Origin of the sequence: Streptomyces sp. 5-10, from assembly GCF_014712245.1 — a bacterium.
GTDB classification, from domain to species: domain Bacteria; phylum Actinomycetota; class Actinomycetes; order Streptomycetales; family Streptomycetaceae; genus Streptomyces; species Streptomyces violaceusniger.
In genome coordinates this window covers 47,074-66,369 of the sequence record NZ_JACVYG010000006.1, presented here as the reverse complement: position 1 = coordinate 66,369, position 19,296 = coordinate 47,074, and the positions used below count along the sequence as shown (strand labels likewise).

Sequence of the window (19,296 nt, the reverse complement as noted above, 5' to 3'; positions counted from 1 at the left end):
GACAGGCTTTGCGTCTGTCGGGTGGATGGATGGGCCGGGGCGGCGGGCTGTCGTTGGTCGGAGGCCGCCGCCCCGGCGAGCAGGGCAAGGAAGGTTCGCGGAGCGGAGCGGTTCTACCGCTGCCCGCTGCCGCCGCAGGAGCCGCAGGGCTGGCGGGTCTGCGAACCGTTGCCGGTGATGACCCACTGGCCTTCACCGGTGCCGTTGCAGGTGGTACAGCGGATCGGGATGTTCGTCAGCGGTCGGGTGTCCATCACTTGACCCCGCTTCCGCCGCAGGAGCCGCAGGTCCGCCAGGTCTGGCGGGTGACCCCGCCTTCCGAGGTGTCCTCGGTCCGACCGCCGGCGCCCCCGCAGGAGCCACACGTCGCTGCCATCAGCGCACACCCCCCGACCGGACGCGCCGCAGGGCCTCGTCCATGTCCGGGTCGCTGTCACCGGGGTTCGCGGCGAGTAAGCCGCGTGTCATGCTGGTGATCACAGGTTGCCTCTCCTACAGGTGCCTGTTGCGGTCCCCGGGGTGCCACCCGGGGACCGCGCATTCGTTCTCATCAAGCAGACAGGCAAGCCGACGGCTCAGGGCCAGGTGCGGCGTCCTGTCTGCATGACGAGCGGCAGTCGTGATGGGGACATCACCCCCGGGCTGCCTCTCGCAGGTACGGCATTCCGACAGGCCCTCTCCAGGTGCCCATGTGCCGCCCTTAAGCGCGTGCGTACGGCCGGTTGCCTCGGTCAGTTGCGCCCGTCTGCCCGGTATCGGGTACGGGGATGATCCGCTCGCTCAGCGCAGCCGTCCCGGTGTCACCCAAGACGGCCACCGGCCGCACGTCCGGGGATGTTCCGGCCTCCCCGGCCGCCGTTCTGACCTGCTCCGCTCGCCCCGGGCCCGACCTTGCGGGCCCGCGGACTCAGCCGCTGTCACCTCCCGGATCGCCTCCGGGGTCGTCACCAGCGAGTCGCGCAGGTCTTCAGTTCTCAAGCCAACAACCGCTGCCTTTGGGCTCGTTTCACGGAGTCCTCCGGCGCGTTGCGATACATGTAATACATGTATCGCTCCACCCGTCAAGCGACTGCGAGGAGCAGCGCTTCCTTGATGTGACTCCAGGTTGCTGGCGGGCCGTCAGACGTACGACTGCGCTGATGGACGGCTCCGGGACGACTCGCTAAGGTCGAAGTCGTCCCAAGACGTCCCTGCCGTGCGGGAGGACGACGAGATGGCCAATGAGCGGCTCCGAGGCGCGATCTTGGAGCGCGGATTGACCTACGAAGAGGTCGCGGAGCGCTTGGGCGTTGCGGCCAAGACGGTGGAGCGTTGGATCAGTGAGCCCAACCGCAAGCCCTATCGCCGGTTTCAGTACGCGGTCGCCTCTTTGCTGAGGTACGAGGTCTCCTACCTCTGGCCCGATGAGCGCACCATGGCGGAAGTCGCAGCTGCGGGTAATGCCGAGTTGGTCAAGCTCTACCCGCACCGATCCGCCGTACCGCACAGCCTTTGGCCCGCTCTCTTCTCTCAGGCCGTCCGGCACTTCGATGTGCTCGTGTACTCCGGCTTCTGGCTCACGGAAGATCCTGCATTTCTGCGGGTGGTGAAGGAGAAGGCCAGTGGCGGCGTGCCGGTCCGATTCATGCTCGGCGACCCGGACAGCGCGGCCGTCGCGACTCGCGGTGATGACGAGGGCATCGGTCCAGCGATGGCCAGCAAAATTCGTAACGCCCTGCTGAATTACAGCCCTCTGTTCGGCCTGCCGGGCGTGGAGTTCCGGCTGCACAGCACCACGCTCTACAACTCGATCTACCGGACGGATAACGAACTGCTGGCCAACGGCCACGTCTACGGCGTCGGTGCGTACCTCGCACCGGTTCTGCATCTCCAGCGCGTGCCGGGCGGCGAGCTATTCGATACCTACGCCGAAAGCGTCGAACGCGTCTGGGAGAGCGCACGCCCGATTTCGTCACCAACCGATTGCGCAGGCATTCACGCATGAGCCGGATCGACTACTACCACGACCCTGACGCGCCAAAAGCCAACTCCGTCGTGCCATCTATCACCGCTGTAGTCCAGAATGAGGCCGGACGTCTCCTGCTCATTCATAAGACGGATAACGACCTGTGGGCCCTCCCCGGAGGGGGCCACGACATCGGCGAATCCGTCTCCGAAACCGTCGTCCGAGAGGTGGCGGAGGAGACTGGCATCACCGTCGAGGTCGACAACATCGTCGGGCTCTACACGGACCCCAACCACGTGATGGCGTACGACGACGGAGAGGTCCGGCAGCAGTTCTCGATCTGCTTCCGAGCTCACCCCATCGGCGGGGAGCTCCGGACGAGCAGCGAATCAAAAGAGGTCCGCTGGGTCTCCCCAACGGACCTCGATGACCTGGACATCCACCCGTCGATGCGGCTGCGCATCAGGCACGGCCTGGACGCTTCGCGGAACGAGCCCTACCTTGGCTGACCGGCTTCTGCCTCAGCCATTCGGCTCTCGACTCGCGCAGCCGCGGCATGGATCTCGGGGGCAGCGCGCTGAATGAATCGGCCGACGACCGTGTCCGGCCCGTAGCGCTGGACGATCTCATCGAGCCGCGCGGCCGGCGTCGTGTGGCCGCCGTCTGGGGTCGTTGTCATGTCGCAGAAGATGAGCGCATCCACCAGCTCGGGCCGCTCCATCGGGAACTCCCCCTCCAGCTCCTCGCGCAGCCCCCGCTCCTCGGCCTCCAGGAGCGCGCAGGAGTGGTGCGCCACCAGCCTGACGACGCGCTCGTCTGCGCCCTCCTGGTCCCGCAGAAACCGGGCACCGTCGAGGGGATGGAAGCCGGTGGTAGCGATCGAGGGCGAGTACCCGATGTCGTGGAGAACCGCGGCGGCCTCCAAGAGGTCGGCATCGCGGCCGAGGATCGGACGCAGAGAAGCAGCGCACTTCGCGACCCCTAGGGAGTGCGCCCAGCGGCGCGGCAGTGGTTCGGCCAGCAGCGATTCGGAGAGCGCGTATGCCCGCTCGGTCAATGCCATGCTGGCCAGCCTACGAAGTCTGGATGGAAGCCGGGAGAGCACGAACCGTGCGGCCCTTGCCCTGGACCGTCGCGAGCAGCCCTTGCCCTTCCATCTGGGCTAGCGCTCGGCGTACCGCCGTCCGGGACGCACCGAAGTCCTCGCAGAGTCGCGCCTCGGAGGGGTACGCATCCCCGACAGCCAGTGGTGTCGTCGTGATCAGCTCCGTCATTCGCTCGACCAGCGGGCGCCGGTCAGACGTACCGCTTACCGTGCGGCCGGCCCCGGGCGCCGAGTGGATCAGGCCCTCATCCTGTAGCAGTGCCAGGGCTCGCCTGACCGTCGTCCGCGATACGCCGTGATCCCTCATGAGCTGCGCCTCAGAGGGCAGAGTCCCAGTGATCCGCCCCTCCTTTATTCCCTTGCGCAGCGCATCGGCAATCACCAGATATGTACCTCGCGGGCTGGCCCCCGGCATCTGGTCTCCTCCGGTCCTCTTCAGATCCTCGCGCCTTCAGGTCTTCACGACCCAGCCCTAGCCTCGCATGATCACCTCCCTCCCGGATCGGATCGAGCGGCCGTTAGCGCCACCAGCGAGGCAACCAGCCTCACTGAGCAAGTAAGTCAGACCCGGTATCAGGCTCGCCTTGCTGTCGTTGAGGCGGACGTCGAAACTGGACGACCTCACCCTCGCTCGCTGAGGTGGTACCCGTTCGCGGGCGGAGATCTTGAGGAAGAGGAGCAATCGAGCGAAGAACGGTCGGGTGGATCGCTAGATGCTCGGCAGCGTTGATATACGGCTTGGCCCCGAACTGGCGAGTTAGAAGGGTCCCGAGCAATAGAGGTGTCTCTTGTCCGACTGTCACAGGCTCGTTCTTACGCCAGCCTCTTTGGGTGAGCTGAACGTAAAGGGATCGTTTGCGGCTATCGCTTAGGTTCCCGATCGCGTAGCCTCGCATGATCAGTGCCTGAATGGACACTCCCCAGGTTGCTTTTAGGCGTGCGTAGCCGGTCAGGGATAGCCGATCTGTGATCTCCGCGACTGCTCTCTCGCGAGGCACAAGAAGTGCACCTGCGAATCTATTCGCTTCTGTCTCCGGATCCGTCGCATGTGGGCGGAAAGTGTGGAGAATCAAATGAGCGAGTTCGTGCGCGAGCGTGAATCGATCCCTATCACCCTGGGCGCCGGGAAAATAAGTAATGAGTGCCGTTTCGCCTATTCCGCCCCAATATGAGAGGCCAAAATGGTTCTGCGTGGCGCTCCGTTCCTCACTAACAGGGTCAGTGAGCACAATGGGCGCAACTGCGATGCCCGTTCTCTCCATGGCCCGCGTCAGGTTGGGGATTGGCTTGTCAGGAGCAAGCCGAAGAACCTTGCGTGTAGCGTCCGCCAGCTCTTCAATATCTTCAGGCTTCAGTTCATCCGCTGTGGCGTACGGGAGGGGAGGCACCGGGTAGCGAGCATCCTGGAGGATGTCTTCACTTACCCGGTAGCTCTCCCCATAGAAGGCTTGAACCCGCTTTGTGACGGTGCGACTTGCTGATGCAAGCTTGCGGAAATGGAGCGAGTCTCGCGGGATGGTAGAGGGGCGCGCGTAGAAGAAGGACATCGGTGTACCGGTTCCATCAGCTACAGCGCGTAGGCCCTCCTCCGTGGCGTCTCGGGCCCCCGTCTCGACTTGAGAGATCCAACTCTTGCTCATGCCGCATATGTCCGACAGCGCGGCCCCTGTGAGGCCCAACAGTTCTCTCAGGGTGCGCAGGCGCTCACCAGGTGAAGCCCCTAGCACCGTGCTCATTTGCCGTCATCCTCCATAGGTATATCGATCTCGTCGAGGCCCTCTGCGGCAGGCTCGAAGTGCAAGTTCTTCAGATCGACCGCAGTCTCAGGCAGGGGGAAGTCTAGATCGGTTTTCGCCTTGCCGCCGAAGTTCCACCTGCCGATGGGACGAACCACCCGAAAGGATGGCACTCCCGTTCCTGCATTGATGCGCCATAGCGCGAGCAACTTGTCGTTCGGGGGTCCCTGGAGCTTTTCCTGTAGCGGCAGAGGGGGGTTGTGGTAATAAGCGGTGCGTGCCCGGTTCGGCCCTGGCGGGGGCACATCCTTGTCGTTGAGGGCATGCAAGACGCGTACCGAGTACTCGCTATCAGTTAGGGACAGCTCCCCGTTGCGCGCGTGGTTGCCCGCGAGTGCCCAGACTCCGAGGTTCGTCCTGCGCAACCTGTAGTGCGCAAGTGCCCGAATCGTGTGTGTTCCGTGCCATGTGTACACGTGGTGGGAGAGCTCTGGCAGCGCTTCGTCGCGGCGCTGAACCGCCCATGCGAAGACGTCATGGAGCGGCTCGCAGAGGTCCGCGAGGGCATCGCGTACGCGCTCAACCTCATCCTTAATCATGGGCGTGAAATTATCACAGTACAAATTAAGGGTGTAAGGGTGCGTGCCGGCCATCTCGCCCCCGGGGCGCTCGTCGGGGGCTGCCCGCGCTCCGTCATGCGGGACGAAGGGCCCTTGGCCACGAGACAGGCACGTGGCCAACCTGCGGCCAGGCTGAGGCCGCTATCGGCGGGACGCGAAGTCGGCATGCAGGTCAGAGGGGCCATCGCTTCTGTGTGGACGACCCAAAGCCGTTGCCGCTTGCGCCCCTAGCTGTGCCACACGCGCCGGGCGCACACCTATCCGCGTCCATGCGCTCTACCGCAGAACTCCGAGGTCGCGAGGCTGGCAGGACAACGCTCTCGACCCGCCGGAGGCAAAGTGGCTCAGCAGAAGAAGAAGTGGGACCAACCTAAGTGCGGGGCTCCGCTGAAGTACCGCCGTGGTCGTTGCAAGCAACCAGCGCAGATAGGACGCACGTGGTGCGCGGACCACCCTCCCGCCTGGACGAAAGAGGGGGTGGCCAAGCGGAAGGCCGAGGAAGCCAAGCGAGCCCGTAAGCGGTGATCATGTGGGCTGAGACAGGTTCGCTCCGTCTCAGCCCACGCGAGCACCCCGCTGCGCGCTCTGTCGCTGAGGGGCACCCCGAGAGGTCAGGTCGCTCAACACGCCTCACAGGCGAACGGCCGAGCCGAAGATCTGTTGTCCTGGTCTTTGTCCAGTGCGCTGACGTACGCCACCGTTCACCGACGTACGCGTCCCCCGTCTGAGCTGCTGCATGAACGCCCACGGACGCCCCCGTACGGCCATGCGGACAGTTGGAAAGCGTGTTGGGGGCAACCCCTCACGAGTTCGAATCTCGTATCCTCCGCCAGTGCCTTCACCGGGCACGATGCCGAAGGGCCCCACCGCTCGCGGTGGGGCCCTTCGGCGTTCTCCGTCTTACTTTGCGTCTCGGCTGGGGCCGACGGCTGCCGTCCCGTCGAACGGATTCCGCTGCTGCGGGAAGGTGGGCGCGCAGTCGGGGCAGGCGTACACCGTGCCGCCGCCGACGCTCGCGCCGTGCCCGATCGCGACCACGACCGGATGCCTGGTGGTCGTCAGGCAACGGGCGCAGACCTGAACGCTCACCGGGCCGTCGCCCCCTCGGCCGGCTCAGCGGCAATCGCCCGCACCAGGACCTCGCGCAGCCGGACCGCGTCGGTCAGGTACCGGTCCGGCCCCACCGGGATGCGCCAGTGCAATCGCGGACCATCCGTCCAGCCCGCGGGGGGCACGCCGACGTACGTAACCGCGGCTCCCTGCACGCACAGGGCCTGTACCTGCTGCAAGCCGCGCCAGTCCTGGGCATGGCCCGCCGGGACGAGCCAATACATCAATCCGTAGTCGGCGATGACAGCACCGGACGCGTCGGCGAGCAGCTTCAGCGCGCACTCGCCGATGTCCGCTGAGGCCCGTACCGCGTCCCAGTACAGCCCGACTTGAACCAGCTCCACGTCGTCGCCGTTCGGCGGCATCCACGGCAAGGTCTTGGTGGTCATGCGTCTCCTTCCCCGTTACGGGTAGTGAGGAGACGGAACCGTGCGTCATGCTGAAGCGGCCAGCTCCGACCCGCGCCGCGCATGTCCGTATGCGGTCAGCGCATACGGACAACGGACGAACGGCGAGACCCAGGTACGAAACAGGGGTGGGCATGAACTGGTCTGCGCAGGCGATCTGGGACGCCTCCCGCCGAGGTGACTTCGGCCGGGTGGTGAGCCTGGCTCGCCGCGCCACCGGCGTCTCTCAACGTCAGCTCGGTGACGCTTGCGGAATCAGCCAGTCCGCCGTCTCACGCCTCGAAGGCCGCGGCGCGGCCTCCTACGACATGACCATCCTGGCGAGAGCCGCCACGCATCTGCACATTCCCCCGCGTCTGGTCGGTCTCGCCGACCACGCGGCGGCCCAGGCCGCCGAGAATGGACCGCTCGACGTGGACCGGCGCAACTTCCTCGCGGGGACCGCGGCGATAGCCGCCGCACCCGCGCTCACCGCACTTCGCCCCCACCCCGTGGACGCCGACCAAGCGGCAATACTCCGCACGGCCACCACAGCCTTCCGCCGCCTGGACGGCACCACTCCTTCCCGGCACCTGTCCGAACCGGTCCTGGCGCACCTGCGGCTCTCCCAGACCATCACGAGCGAGGCCGAGAACCCGGAGCAGCGCGCCCGTCTGGCCGCCGTGGGCAGCGAAGCGGCGTCCCTCGCCGGGTGGCTGGCCTGGGACATGAACGACATCGGCTCGGCCCGTACGTGGTACGGCGCAGCCATCAAGGCCGCCCGCACCTCCGGCGACCGGCTGCTCCTCGCGTACCAACTCGGCAGCCTGGCCGGTTTCGAGGCGGACGCCGGTAACGCCGCCCAGGCGCTGTCGCTCATCCACCGGGCCCGTCGCCATCTGGGCGAAGACGCACCGGCCATCGGCTCAGCGTGGCTCAGCACCGTGGAAGCCCAAGCACACGCGGCATCCGGAAACGCGACTGCCGCGGACACCTCCCTGCTCCAAGCCGCCCGCAGCACAGACGCCCTCCAGGACGAGCAGCCGCCCCCGTGGCCCTGGGTGTTCACCTTCACCCACAGCAAGGTCGCAGCGGCCCGGCTGACCTGTGGTGCGCGGCTCGGCCTGCCGAAGTGGGTAGCCGACTCCCAAGACGCAGCGGCTGCCGCGCTGACATCGAGCCACGAGAAACAACGCGCGCTGCTGAAACTCGACCTCGCCGCCGCACACCTCACAAGCGGTCGACTAGACGGCGCGTTCGCCCTCGCCACTCGCGCCCTGGAGACCGGCCTGCGGTACCGATCGGGCCGGATCGTCGAGCGAGCCCGGGGACTCCGACGGACCTACGCGTCGCCGACTCCCCCCAAGATCGTCCGCGACTTCGACGACCGACTGCACGGCATCTACCTGTGACCACGAAAGGACACTTCATGCGACTGGGCATCACCGGCCACCGAGGTCTGCCCCCGAAGACGGAGCGCCTGGTTCGCCTGGCCCTAGAAGGCGAAGTCACGCGCCGCGGACCCGATCTGGTCGGAATCTCCTGCATCGCCGACGGCCCGGACGCCTGGTTCGCAGAGCTGGTGCTGAAGGCCGGCGGCCACCTTGAGGTCGTGGCGCCCGCGAAGCAGTACCGCGACGGTCTGCCGGAGGAACACCACGAAACCTACGACCGCCTCCTCAAGCAGGCGACCGAGGTCCACCGCACGGGTCTGGTCGAGTCCAACTCGCAAGCCCACATGACCGGGAGCGAAATACTGGTCGACCTCGCGGACGAACTGATCGCCGTCTGGGACGGCCAACCGGCCCGCGGCTACGGCGGCACCGCCGACGTCGTGACCTATGCCAACCGCACCGGCGTCCCCACCCGAGTGATCTGGCCGAGGGGTGCCACCCGCGACTGACCGCACCGCAGGAGGGCTCCCTCCTGCATATGCCGAACCGACGCGAGCGGTGTCAAGGCGGCTCGCTCCGCTCCCCGCGCGCGGCCCGGCCCCCGGCCGGGCCTGCGCTCCTGTCTCCGCCCCGCTCCAGCCCGGCCGGTGTCCGTGCCGCGCGCGTGGACGAGCCGAGGGCCACAAGGCGAACACCGTGGGTGAGCCGCCAAGGTCAGAACGGTGCCTCCGGCGGGGGATCGGCCGGCACCGGGATGGATGGGGCGCCGTCGCCGACTGCGGGTTCGTCGTAGCGTGCGCGGGGGTTCCATCCCGTACGCCGTCGACCCAGGCAAAGCCGAGCAGACGCGGTTCCTGGCGTCCAGGTCGTTCGTACAGTGGCGCGCTCCGCCAGGAACCCCGCCTGCTCTACGGTGTGTGGGTCGACGGCGTACGGGATGGAAGCTGGGGCGAGTGGGGGCTTAGGTCCGGCTGGACGTCGGCGCACCGAAGCACTAGACCTACGCAGCTACCAAGATTCAGCCGTCGGCGTGCCATCCGGATCGAGCCCGTGCGGCCAAGGGTCCTCGAACCCTTCGCGGCTTGCTCTCTCCTTCGAGAGCGTACGTACGGCACCTGCGTCCCCGGCATTAGCAGCCTGTAGCGCAATCTCAGCCGCACCAGCGTGATCGCCCGTATACTCTTTGAGCTCACTGAGTCGACACAAGGCATATGTATTTCCTGCCTCGATCGCTCGCCAATAAAGAGACTCAGCCTCCTTAAGATTTCCGGCTTTTTTCATCAAGTCGGCGAGGGGCGCTAGCGGAGCATTATCGCCCGACCCAATGAGCGCTCGATACAGAGCTTCCGCTTCCTTTAGCTTACCGCCCTTCTCTCGATTGTTCGCAAGCTCGATTAAGGCGTACGCATTCCCATCTCGCCCGGCACGCTCCAGCATCTTTTCAGCTTGATCATCATCTTCTGACTTAAGCAACAGGTAGTGACACATAATTCCATAAGTGTCACCATTGCGGCTGGCATCTGCTACGGCATCGAGAAATCCTCTATAATCCCCAGCATCCCCCTTCTCTTCGATTCCAAAAATTGGATGCGCTACCTTTTTTCTTGAGTCCCACGGCCCCATAGATGAGTGCCGTGCTCCCGCCACTCTGTCCAGACGCCCTATCGTTGCGCGTGCGGCCTGGCGCACCATGAGACAGATCGAGCGAGTGAACAGAGAGATGGCCTCGAGACCGTCTCCACCTCTGTCGGATACGATTCGCCCCAGGGAGCCCAGAGCTTCGGTATCCCCTAGATCTAAAGCTTGCCGGTACAGCCTCTCTGCCTTTTCCACATCCCCCAAATTCTCGTAAATCTCGGCGAGGCGATAAGTGGCCTCCCCGTCGCCGGCTCCAGAAGCCTTCCGGTACCACTCTTCGGCCCCGTCTCTGTCACCGGCGTCTTCACGAAGATACCCCACACTATTCATGGCGCGAGCATTCCCTATTTCGGCTGCCCGCCGATATAGAGACTCGGCCAATTCGGGGTGTTCTTCCATCCATATATCCGCTAGCTCAATCACCGCAGAGGCATCCCCTTGTTCCTCAACCCGTCTGGTTAGGCGATGGGCCCAGTAGAGTCGGTGCCGGCCGTGAGCAGCGACGGCCAGATTTGCGAGTTCTACGGAATCCGTTAGATGCTCATGAGCTGCCTCCCAGAACGAAGCTGGCGGGCAAAATTGGTTACGCTCAAGTCGTCCCAGTTGTTCGAGCGAGTCTGCCAGTCGGTATTTACTCGATCCGATATCGGTTATCTGGTGCAGTTGATTTCGATAAGACGCGCCGCGAATGCGAACGGGCGCCAGGGGCGCCAAGTCCCCATGGACTGGCCTATTGGATTCGCAAAAGGCTTCGTCAAGCCAATTAGACCCAAGAGTCAAGTATTCGGGATCTGTGAGATAGTCCTCTGCCGCATGAGCAAGAAAACTCCCCGGTATGTGATTCCCGACACCGAAGCGATGTCCGTCCATGGCGGCCTGGATCAATGCTCTCACGGCAGGGGCGGCCATTCTGTACCGCTCGGACAAGGCTGGAGCTCCTGCGAGATATTGAGTTAGGCGCCCGTCTTGCGCTTGCTTTAATGCTTGAGCCAGTTGCGGGTCGCCTGCGCTTGCCATGACCCGGGCATCTCTGATTGCGACTGCGTCAAAATTGTCTGGAACTGAGATCAAGCGCCCCGCCAAGAGTTCCCGCGTTTGCGGGTATGGATCCTGCTTTCCCGGTGCGGGAAGAGTCGTGTATTCAGTCGCGTAGTTGTTCCATAACGTACCCAAAATCAGGATTGGGCTAATCTGTCGGTTAAGTAGGAGAGATCGAAGGGCGGCCGCAATGTGCTCTCCCACCCCTTGACCGGCACCAATGTAATGCTGGGCTTCGTTTAGCCATACCACAGTGCGCGGCCCCACACGCTTGAGATCGTTCAAGGCGGCCTCAGCTCGTGTGGGGTCGAATGGGTGCCAGAGGCACCATCCCCGAGGCGCTAGGGGTTGAATCGCCTCCCAACACGCGCGGGTCTTCCCCGTCGAGGACGGACCGACCAGCACGACCATCCCGCTTTGGCCGTCGGCTGCCGCCTCAACAAGATTCTTAAGATCTCGATCGTGGTTACGACGTACATAGCCGGGCAGCCGGCGAGCCTGCATGCTCTTCGGTTCACTCAAAGCAGGTACGACGTCAATGGCCGGATGAACTTCAAGGTCGTGGGGGTCAAACTCAGCGATTGGCCGCCCAATGCCCCCCTCTAGGGAGGCCGCGCTCCCCTCTGGAGACCTGTGTTGAACACCAACAGCGGTCGTCCGAAGCTTCAGGAGAGCCTGCACGTCGAGGTGGAGTGCTCGGGCAAGCGCGCCAACAGTTCGGGCGGAGGGAGCAGGAGCGGACCTGTTGAACGCTTCGCTGACAGCAGTTCGTCCCAACTCCGAGCGCCGTGCAAGGGCAGTTTTCGTTATACCCAGCTCCGCCAACCCGCACTCCAGACGAGCACGTAGTTCAGCCAGGGCCGCCTCAGACGACGAATCATCCTCCATGGCCATGCCATCTCCCGTGGTCGTTCGCTCCTGTTCGTCTTCGACCAGTTCTACCGTCGCGGACCACAACGAACAGCAACTTGACGAGATTGAGCGGCACAAGCTGACGCACCGATAGGAGATCGATCGTGTCTGACCACTCTGCCGTTGTTGTTCTGGGCTGCGCCGTGGTCGTGTTGCTCGCTGTGCTTGTCGCGATTGCTGCCGCAGCCTTTGCACGCCGAGATCGCGCCACCTACCCCGTAGCTTGCTCGAAGGCAGCCGCAGCATTCGGAACGGCCCTGACACTGGCTTGCAGTGTCACTACGGCGTTGGTGGCCGTCACACGCTGATCAAAGGTCTCCAGCCCGCCGGAGCCCCCTCATTGATCGCCTCCACCGACCTCGGCAAGCAGATTCGCGACGCGACTGATCGCCCCCTCGATCACCGTCTCGCCGCCGAGTTCTGGGGCATCACCGACCCCCATCTGGCCATGAAGGTGAACGCGATCGTCGGCGGCACCCCCGCCTACCGGCGCGAGTTCGCGCGCGGCGACACCCCCGCAGGACCGGACGACTTCGATGACTGGGTCGTCCGCACCGTCCTCAATCCCGAAACCCCCCTCTTCCGCGAGGCCCGCTATCTCCTCGCGGAAGAGCCCGACCTTCGCGACCCGGCCCTGTACCTGTCCGTCCTGGCCGCCGTCGCCGACGGCAACGCCACTCGCGGAGGCATGGCCGGCTATCTGGAACGCAAGGCCACCGACATCGCGCACCCCATCAACGTCCTCGAAGACGCCGGGCTGCTGCACCGAGACGCCGACGCCTTCCGCGACAACCGGCCCACCTACCGCATCGCCGAACCCTTGATCGGCTTCTACCACGCCATCATGCGCCCGGTCTGGGACCAACTCGAACACCCCGGCAGCGCGCCACGGGTCTGGCAGGCCAGTCGTCGTCGCTTCGTCAGCAACGTCCTCGGGCCCCATTTCGAACAGGTCTGCCGTGACTGGGCCCTTCATCACGCCGACCCCGAACTCCTGGGCGGACTACCCGCCCACGTCGGACATGGCGTCGTCCACGACTCCAAGACCCGCACCAGCCACGAGGTCGACGTGGCGGTCATCGGTATCGCCGACGGCGCCAAGCCACCGCTCCTGGCCATCGGGGAGGCCAAGTGGAACGACACCATGGGCATGGTCCACATCAACCGCCTCCAGCACATCCGCGACCTCGTCATGCGGGCGGGACGCTACGACACGAGCGCCACACGGCTCATCTGCTTCAGCGGAGCTGGATTCAATGACAAGGCGTACGCCGCGGCGGCAGCCGATCCGGGCATCCGACTGATCGACCTGGCGGCCCTCTACGGGCAGGTCTGAAGCACGCCCCCCCGCTTACCCGGCCGGCAGGAACAAATGTGGGCCGCGTCGCCGACTTCCTGGGAAGCCGACCTCAGCCGAACGAAGGGGAGGCCGCCTTGCGTGCGCGGAGCCAATGCGCCGCAGTGGGTGCCGGTGCACCCGCTCAGGCGGTGCGGCGGTCGCGGGTCAGGTAGAGGGCCGTGGCGGAGGCGATGGCGGTGAGGCCGGTGATCGCGCTCACGATGATCTGCTGGATGCCGCCGAAGGCGAAGTTGGCGGCGACGTTGACGATGGCGGCGAGGGCCAGGACCAGCCAGAGCAGGGACTTCATGAGGGGTTCCTTCCGGAGGGGCCCTTGGTGGGCCGGTGAGTCGGGGGGGTCGTCTTCTTGGGCCGGTGAGTCGGGAGGCGTCTTCTTGGGTCGGGGGTTCGGGGGCCGGGATTCGGGGGTTCGGGTTCGTTTGCTGGGGTCTACGATTCCGGGTTCGCCGCGCCGGCTCGATGGGCCGCGCTCCCGGATCCGTGGTGTAGCGGGCTACACCCCCGCCCATCCACCTACCGGCCGGCGCACTCCGCTCCCGCGGGGGCGGCCGGTCGCTTAGCCTGACCGCCATGCGGGAGACGGTGCGGCGGGCTGGGTGGGCCTCGGTCGAGTTGCTGCGAGCGGCCGGGCTGGCCCTGGCCTCGTACTTGTCCATCGCGGTGGTGATCTTCGCCGCCGTGGCCATGGCCACCGTCGTGGGGGCTGGGGTACTGCCCGAGTCGGTGCTGCTGCTGCGCAGGACGGCCGGGTACAAGCGGCGGCTGGTGGGTGCCTGGACCGGCGAGCCGGTGCCCGAGGCGTACCGGCCGCTGACCGGGGAGGCGTTCGCGCGGGCGCGGGCGGCGGTGGGGGATCCGGCCACCTACCGCGATCTGCGCTGGCTCGTGGCCCACGCCGGTTACGGCTGGCTGCTGGCCTGCTGTGCGATGCCGGTGTGGGTGATCGGGCTGCTCGTCGACGGGGTGTGGTGCGGGCTGCTGGGGAAGCGGGCCGTGGTGTTGCCGCTGATCGAGCGGCTCGTCGACCTCGACGCGGCGTGGTCGCGGGCGCTGCTGCTGCCGTCGCCGGAGGCGCTGCGCAGCGCCCGGCTCGCCGAGCGGGTGGAGGAGCTGTCCGAGACCCGGGCGGGCGCCGTCGCCGCGCACGGGGCCGAGCTGCGGCGCATCGAGCGGGATCTGCACGACGGTGCGCAGGCGCGCCTGGTGGCGCTCTCGATGCGGGTGGGGCTGGCCCGGCGCGCGTACGAGAAGGACCCCGACGCGGCGCACAAGCTGCTGGAGGACGCGCAGGACCAGGCCGAGGAGGCCCTCACCGAGCTGCGCCACGTCGTGCGCGGCATCCATCCGCCGATCCTCACCGACCGCGGACTCGTCGGCGCCGTACGGGCGCTCGCGGCGGGCAGCGGGCTCGAGGTGTCCGTACGGGACGACGGAGTGGAGGACGGGCCCCGGGCCCCGGCGGCGGTCGAGGCCGCCGCGTACTTCGTGATCGCGGAGGCGCTGACCAACGCGGCCAAGCACAGCGGGGCGCGACAGGCGTCGGTCGGCCTCGTCCGGATGCCCGATAGGTTGAGGGTCGCGGTACGGGACGAGGGGCGGGGCGGGGCCGATCCCTCGGGCGGCAGCGGGCTGCTCGGCATGCGGCGCCGGGTCGCGGCGCTCGACGGGACCGTGGAGATGACCAGCCCCGTCGGGGGGCCGACGCTGATCGAAGTGGAGCTGCCGTGCGTGTGGTGATCGCCGAGGACAACGCTCTGCTGAGGGAGGGCATGGTCCTGCTGTTGAACTCCGCCGGGCACGAGGTGGTGGCCGTCGCCTCCAGCGGCCCCGAGGTGCTGCCCGCCCTCCTCGAACACCGCCCGGACGCGGCCGTGCTCGACGTCCGCATGCCGCCGGGCTTCCGCGACGAGGGGCTGCGCGCGGCGCTCGCGGCGCGGCGGGAGATGCCCGGTCTGCCGGTGCTGGTGCTCTCGCAGTACGTCGAGGAGACCTACGCGGCCGAGCTGCTGGCCGACGGCGCGAGCGGGCTCGGCTATCTGCTGAAGGACCGGGTGGGGCGGGTCGAGGAGTTCCTGGACGCGCTGGAACGGGTGGTCGCGGGCGGTACGGCGCTGGACCCGGAGGTGGTCAAGGAGCTGATGACCCGGCGCCGGGACGATCCGGTGGACTCCTTGACGCCGCGCGAGCGCGAGGTGCTGCACCTGATGGCGGAGGGCCGGGACAACGCCACGATCGCCCGGACGCTGGTGGTCTCGGAGCGCGCGGTCAGCAAGCACATCGGCAATGTCTTCGCCAAGCTGGGCCTGCCGCCGAGCGACAGCGGGCACCGGCGGGTGCTGGCGGTCCTGGCGTATCTCAACAAGGGCGCGACGAGCACGGGGGAGTCGGCGGACAGGCGGTGAGGCCGAGCCCGGTGCGGGCCCCGGCCCCGCCGGGGCTCTGCCCCGGGCCCCGCTCCTCAATCTCCCCCAGCTACCGCTGGGAGGTGCCCCCTGGAGGGGCTGGAAACGTACCCTCAGCGCCGGAGGGGCGGAAAACATACCGTCCCCGCAGTGTCGGCCACGCCGGTGGCAGTGAGCCCGCCGCCGCCGTCGCCACGACCACCGCGACGATCGCCGCGGCCTGCACCGGCGGCAGGTACGGCAGCGTGCCCGCCGTGGCCGCGCTGAAGGCCAGCAGGGGGACGGAGGCCACGGCCGCCCCCACCACCAGGCCGGTCACCACCGTGGCCGCCGCCTCCAGCCGCAGCATCCGGCGCAGTTGGCGGCGGCCCGCGCCCGCGAGCCGCAGCAGGCGCAGCTCGGGGCGGCGTCCGGTGGCGATGAGGGCGAGGGTGCTCAGGACGGCGATCACCGTGAAGGCCCCGATCGCCGCGACCACCGCCACCGACACCACCTCGGCCAGCGCCTGGCCCTCCGCCTCGCTCCTCACCGGCGCCGGGTCCCGCTCCACCCGGGCCCCGGGCACCGCCCGCGCCAGCGCCTTCGTGAGCGCCTTACGGTCGGCATCGGGCGCGGCCGCGACCAGGATCCGCCCCGCGCCGGGCATCGACGTGTGGTGCAGCAGCTCATCGCGGGCGAGGAGGAAGTCCCCGAGCGCGATGGAGCGTTCGTACGTCGCCACGACCCGCAGCCGTGCCTCCTGGCCGTCGCCGAACCGCAGGGTCACCATGGAGCCGGGCCGCGCGCCGAGGGAGTCCGCGCGGTCGGCGCCGACGGCGACCGTGCCGGACCGCAGCCGGGCGAGGTCCCCGCTCCGCACCCCCGGGTCGAGGGTGCGCGTCAGCCGCTCCGGGGTGACGCCGAAGACCGGCAGCCGCTCGAGTTCGGGCGAGCCGAGTTGGCTCCGGGCCAGCACCACCGTGCCGGGGACGACCTCCGTCGCCGCCCGCACCCCGGGCACCTCGCGGATCCGCTCCACCGCACCGGCCGTAAGGCCGCCGTCCGCGCGCACCGCCACGTCGGCGTGCAGCACCTGGCGGGCCTGGGCGTCCCCCGCGTGGGTCATGGTCGCGCCCCCGGAGAGCTGGACCCCGGCGAACGCGGTGACCAGCACGATCGGGGTGATCGCCGCGCCCAAGCGGTGGGCGGACGCGGCGCAGTTGGCGGCGGCGAGGCGGCCGCCGGGGCCGAACAGCCGCAGCGGGGCGCCGAGCAGCCGCATCGCCCCCTGCGCGATCCACGGCCCGAGCACCGCGCAGGCGATCACCATCGTCACCGCCGCCGCACCGGCCGCGGCCGCCGCGGTCGCGCCCTGCTGGAGGGCGGCCGTTCCGGCCGAACTCGCGCCCACGCCCAGCAGCACCAGCCCGGCGATGCCCCGCGCCCTGCCGGGCGCCCGCTCGCGCAGCGCCTCCGCCGGGCGCGCCGTGGCGGTCCTGGAGCAGCCGATGAGCGCCGCGATGCGGGCCACCAGGACGGTGACGGCGGCGGTGACCAGGGGCGCGGGCCACAGCAGCGGGGGCAGCGTCAGCTCGAGTCCGGTGGGCAGGGCGCCCCGCGCGTCCAGCAGCGCGCGCAGCCCCAGGTACGCGGGGGCCGCCCCGGCCGCGCCCAGCAGCGCCGCCCAGGCCGCGACCCGCCCGACCTCCCGGCCCACCGCGCCGCGCAGCTGCCCGGGGGTGGCGCCGACCGCCCGCAAGAGGCCCAGTTCGTGGGAGCGTTGGCGCAGCGCCTGGACGATGGTCGACGACACGACGAGCAGTGCCACGAGGACGACGGCCCCGGCCACGGAACCGAGCGCCGCCAGCAGCTCGCCGCGGGCGGGCGCGGCGGCCAGGAACTCGGCCTCGCCGCGCTCGCTTCCGGTCAGGACGCGCACGGTGTCCGGGTCGCCGTCCGCGCGGTGCCCGACGTCGGTGACACCGGCGGTGTCCAGGGCCTTCCGCACCCGTCCGGCCAGCTCCCCCGGGCCGGTGCCGGGTTCGGCGACGACCCCGATGGCGTCCAGGTCCTCCGGGTGGCCGGACAGGCGCCGGGCCTCGGCGCCGGTGAACCAGACGGCGGTACGGGGGCCGTCGGCGACGCCCACGACGGTGTACGACGCGTCCCGGCCGCCCACGCGCAGCGTCAGCCGCGCGCCGACGCGGCCCGCCTCGGCACGGTCCGCCCCACCGCCCACCACCACCTCGTCCGCCCGCTGCGGGGCGCGCCCCGTGCGCAGCGCGTGGGGCGCCAGGCGGGCGGTCTCCCAGGGGCGGCCGGTGGCGGACCGGCCCGCGAGGCCCACCGGGAATTCCACGTCGGCGACGGCCGTCCGCACCCCGGGCACCCCGCGCACCACGCTCAGCGCCGTCCGGGGGATCCGGACCCGCTCGGTGAGCCCGGCGCTCGCGGTCTCGCGCTCGCCCAAGGCCGTCGCGCTGAACCGGGTGTTCTGGTCGCCGGCCACCACGAGATCGGCCCCGGCGTACCGCTCCACCCGTGGCTGTGCGCTCCAGGCCGAGACGAGGGTCAGCCCGAAGGCGCCGAGCAGCAGGGAGGTGAGGGCGAGCGCGGCGAAGACGGCGGTCCACGCCTTACGGTGGGCACGCGTGGCGCGCGCGGCCAGGAGGGCGGCCACCTTCATGCCGTCCGCCCTCCCAGGTCCTTGAGGACGCGGCGGATGTCGGCCGCCTCCGGCCGCTCCTGCCGCCAGACCAGCTTCCCCCGCATCAGGAACAGCGCCTCGTCGGCCCAGGCGGCGGCGAACGGGTCATGGGTGACCATGACGACCGTATGGCCGTCACGGTCGACGGCCTGCCGCAGCAGCGTCAGCACCTCCTCCGCGGCGGCGGGGTCGAGCGCCCCGGTCGGCTCGTCGGCGAAGACGATGTCGGGCGAGGTCACCAGCGCGCGGGCGATCGCCACCCGCTGGCACTGCCCACCGGACAGCTCCGACGGCAAGGAACCGCCCCGGTCCCCCAGCCCGACCGCCGCGAGCGCCCGCAGGTCCCGGCCGTCGACGCTCTGGCCGCCGAGCATCAGCGGCAGGGAGACGTTCTCCGCGACGCTCAGCGACGGCACCAGGTGGTGCGCCTGGAAGACGAAGCCGATCCGCTCCCGCCGCAGCCGGGTCAGCGCCGCCTCCTTCAGCGAGGACAGCTCCGTGCCGCCGATGCGCACCGTGCCCGCCGTCGGCCGGTCCAGCCCGGCGGCGCACTGGAGCAAGGTCGACTTCCCGCACCCCGAGGGGCCCATCACCGCGAGGAACCGTCCGCGCGGCACCGTCAGATGGATGGGGTGCAGCGCCACGGCCCCCGGCTGGTACTCCCGGGTGACCCCGTCCAGGGTCAGCGCGTGGTGCCAGGTCCCCGTCCGCTCCGCGGTGGCCGTCGTACGGCCGCGCCACTGCCGGTTCATCTCTCCGCCCCTCTGTCGCGCCGGGCGGATCAACGGGTCCGCCGGTCATGAAGAACGCTAGAAACGGGCGCGGGCGGGCGGGAGAGAGCGCGGTCCCGTACCGGGAGGGGTACGGGACTCCGGCCCGGGGGTGGAGCTGGCTCCACCCCCTCTCGATCGCCGCAGGTCTTCCCCGGTCCTCCCCCGATCCGCCCCGGCCCCTCCCCGGTCTT

Annotated in this window: 18 protein-coding genes; 7 read left to right on the top strand and 11 right to left on the bottom strand. The window is 68.5% G+C overall.

Going from position 1 to position 19,296, the window contains the following annotated elements:
• Positions 1–113 precede the first annotated feature (113 nt).
• Positions 114–254 carry a hypothetical protein gene (locus tag IEJ02_RS09395; protein ID WP_191064334.1) on the bottom strand — a complete coding sequence of 47 codons (141 nt, stop codon included), beginning with the start codon at positions 252–254 and terminating at the stop codon, positions 114–116.
• Between the two features lie 959 nt (positions 255–1,213).
• Here IEJ02_RS09395 and IEJ02_RS09390 point away from each other — a divergent pair.
• On the top strand, positions 1,214–1,984 hold the full coding sequence (locus IEJ02_RS09390) for a helix-turn-helix domain-containing protein (RefSeq protein ID WP_191064481.1): 771 nt from the start codon (positions 1,214–1,216) through the stop codon (positions 1,982–1,984).
• Entirely contained in the window at positions 1,981–2,454 is a 474-nt protein-coding gene (locus IEJ02_RS09385; protein ID WP_191064333.1) for an NUDIX hydrolase, read from the top strand. Before IEJ02_RS09390 ends, IEJ02_RS09385 begins: the two co-directional genes overlap by 4 nt.
• Here the strand turns inward: IEJ02_RS09385 and IEJ02_RS09380 are convergent.
• From IEJ02_RS09380 to IEJ02_RS09355, 6 genes are all read right to left on the bottom strand, one after another.
• Entirely contained in the window at positions 2,442–3,008 is a 567-nt protein-coding gene (locus tag IEJ02_RS09380) for an HD domain-containing protein (protein WP_191064332.1), read from the bottom strand. The genes IEJ02_RS09385 and IEJ02_RS09380 overlap by 13 nt on opposite strands.
• Positions 3,009–3,018: 10 nt before the next feature.
• Positions 3,019–3,465, bottom strand: coding sequence for a GntR family transcriptional regulator (locus IEJ02_RS09375; protein ID WP_191064331.1), 447 nt, complete (start codon positions 3,463–3,465; stop codon positions 3,019–3,021).
• 130 nt (positions 3,466–3,595) lie between these two features.
• The gene (locus tag IEJ02_RS09370) at positions 3,596–4,786 is read right to left on the bottom strand and encodes a helix-turn-helix domain-containing protein (protein ID WP_223863635.1); all 1,191 of its coding nucleotides are present in this window, start codon (positions 4,784–4,786) and stop codon (positions 3,596–3,598) included.
• Entirely contained in the window at positions 4,783–5,385 is a 603-nt protein-coding gene (locus tag IEJ02_RS09365; protein WP_191064330.1) for a hypothetical protein, read from the bottom strand. The genes IEJ02_RS09370 and IEJ02_RS09365 overlap by 4 nt, the downstream gene beginning before the upstream one ends.
• 921 nt (positions 5,386–6,306) lie before the next feature.
• Positions 6,307–6,495 carry a hypothetical protein gene (locus IEJ02_RS09360; protein WP_191064329.1) on the bottom strand — a complete coding sequence of 63 codons (189 nt, stop codon included), beginning with the start codon at positions 6,493–6,495 and terminating at the stop codon, positions 6,307–6,309.
• Positions 6,492–6,905: a hypothetical protein gene (locus tag IEJ02_RS09355; RefSeq protein ID WP_191064328.1), complete on the bottom strand. Its 414-nt coding sequence runs from the start codon at positions 6,903–6,905 to the stop codon at positions 6,492–6,494. The genes IEJ02_RS09360 and IEJ02_RS09355 overlap by 4 nt, the downstream gene beginning before the upstream one ends.
• Positions 6,906–7,057: 152 nt before the next feature.
• On the opposite strand from IEJ02_RS09355, the gene IEJ02_RS09350 reads away from it, so the two are divergent.
• Positions 7,058–8,314 (top strand): helix-turn-helix domain-containing protein, encoded by a 1,257-nt coding sequence (locus tag IEJ02_RS09350; protein WP_191064327.1) that lies wholly within the window; start codon positions 7,058–7,060, stop codon positions 8,312–8,314.
• Positions 8,315–8,331: 17 nt separating this feature from the next.
• Positions 8,332–8,805 (top strand): hypothetical protein, encoded by a 474-nt coding sequence (locus IEJ02_RS09345; RefSeq protein WP_191064326.1) that lies wholly within the window; start codon positions 8,332–8,334, stop codon positions 8,803–8,805.
• Positions 8,806–9,304: 499 nt separating this feature from the next.
• Here the strand turns inward: IEJ02_RS09345 and IEJ02_RS09340 are convergent, their stop codons facing one another.
• Positions 9,305–11,257, bottom strand: a complete 1,953-nt coding sequence (locus tag IEJ02_RS09340) for an SEL1-like repeat protein (protein WP_191064325.1) — start codon at positions 11,255–11,257, stop codon at positions 9,305–9,307.
• A 967-nt stretch (positions 11,258–12,224) separates the two neighbouring features.
• Between IEJ02_RS09340 and IEJ02_RS09335 the strand changes: the two genes are divergently transcribed.
• A complete protein-coding gene (locus tag IEJ02_RS09335; RefSeq protein WP_317985767.1) occupies positions 12,225–13,220 on the top strand; it encodes an AAA family ATPase in 996 nt (331 codons plus the stop codon).
• 145 nt (positions 13,221–13,365) lie between these two features.
• Here the strand turns inward: IEJ02_RS09335 and IEJ02_RS09330 are convergent, their stop codons facing one another.
• Entirely contained in the window at positions 13,366–13,533 is a 168-nt protein-coding gene (locus IEJ02_RS09330; RefSeq protein WP_191064324.1) for a hypothetical protein, read from the bottom strand.
• Positions 13,534–13,814: 281 nt separating this feature from the next.
• On the opposite strand from IEJ02_RS09330, the gene IEJ02_RS09325 reads away from it, so the two are divergent.
• Complete coding sequence (locus IEJ02_RS09325; RefSeq protein WP_137978609.1) at positions 13,815–14,981, top strand: sensor histidine kinase; 1,167 nt, start codon at positions 13,815–13,817, stop codon at positions 14,979–14,981.
• The gene (locus tag IEJ02_RS09320; protein WP_191064323.1) at positions 14,969–15,646 is read left to right on the top strand and encodes a response regulator transcription factor; all 678 of its coding nucleotides are present in this window, start codon (positions 14,969–14,971) and stop codon (positions 15,644–15,646) included. The genes IEJ02_RS09325 and IEJ02_RS09320 overlap by 13 nt, the downstream gene beginning before the upstream one ends.
• Before the next feature lie 70 nt (positions 15,647–15,716).
• Here the strand turns inward: IEJ02_RS09320 and IEJ02_RS09315 are convergent, their stop codons facing one another.
• Entirely contained in the window at positions 15,717–18,311 is a 2,595-nt protein-coding gene (locus IEJ02_RS09315; protein WP_223863634.1) for an FtsX-like permease family protein, read from the bottom strand.
• Complete coding sequence (locus IEJ02_RS09310) at positions 18,308–19,084, bottom strand: ABC transporter ATP-binding protein (RefSeq protein WP_191064322.1); 777 nt, start codon at positions 19,082–19,084, stop codon at positions 18,308–18,310. The genes IEJ02_RS09315 and IEJ02_RS09310 overlap by 4 nt, the downstream gene beginning before the upstream one ends.
• Between the last annotated feature and the right edge of the window lie 212 nt (positions 19,085–19,296).

Coding starts and splice junctions, on each gene's coding strand:
- IEJ02_RS09395 (WP_191064334.1), bottom strand. CDS start 254: ATGGACACCCGACCGCTGACGAACATCCCGATCCGCTGTACCACCTGC.
- IEJ02_RS09390 (WP_191064481.1), top strand. CDS start 1,214: ATGGCCAATGAGCGGCTCCGAGGCGCGATCTTGGAGCGCGGATTGACC.
- IEJ02_RS09385 (WP_191064333.1), top strand. CDS start 1,981: ATGAGCCGGATCGACTACTACCACGACCCTGACGCGCCAAAAGCCAAC.
- IEJ02_RS09380 (WP_191064332.1), bottom strand. CDS start 3,008: ATGGCATTGACCGAGCGGGCATACGCGCTCTCCGAATCGCTGCTGGCC.
- IEJ02_RS09375 (WP_191064331.1), bottom strand. CDS start 3,465: ATGCCGGGGGCCAGCCCGCGAGGTACATATCTGGTGATTGCCGATGCG.
- IEJ02_RS09370 (WP_223863635.1), bottom strand. CDS start 4,786: ATGAGCACGGTGCTAGGGGCTTCACCTGGTGAGCGCCTGCGCACCCTG.
- IEJ02_RS09365 (WP_191064330.1), bottom strand. CDS start 5,385: ATGATTAAGGATGAGGTTGAGCGCGTACGCGATGCCCTCGCGGACCTC.
- IEJ02_RS09355 (WP_191064328.1), bottom strand. CDS start 6,905: ATGACCACCAAGACCTTGCCGTGGATGCCGCCGAACGGCGACGACGTG.
- IEJ02_RS09350 (WP_191064327.1), top strand. CDS start 7,058: ATGAACTGGTCTGCGCAGGCGATCTGGGACGCCTCCCGCCGAGGTGAC.
- IEJ02_RS09345 (WP_191064326.1), top strand. CDS start 8,332: ATGCGACTGGGCATCACCGGCCACCGAGGTCTGCCCCCGAAGACGGAG.
- IEJ02_RS09330 (WP_191064324.1), bottom strand. CDS start 13,533: ATGAAGTCCCTGCTCTGGCTGGTCCTGGCCCTCGCCGCCATCGTCAAC.
- IEJ02_RS09325 (WP_137978609.1), top strand. CDS start 13,815: ATGCGGGAGACGGTGCGGCGGGCTGGGTGGGCCTCGGTCGAGTTGCTG.
- IEJ02_RS09315 (WP_223863634.1), bottom strand. CDS start 18,311: ATGAAGGTGGCCGCCCTCCTGGCCGCGCGCGCCACGCGTGCCCACCGT.
- IEJ02_RS09310 (WP_191064322.1), bottom strand. CDS start 19,084: ATGAACCGGCAGTGGCGCGGCCGTACGACGGCCACCGCGGAGCGGACG.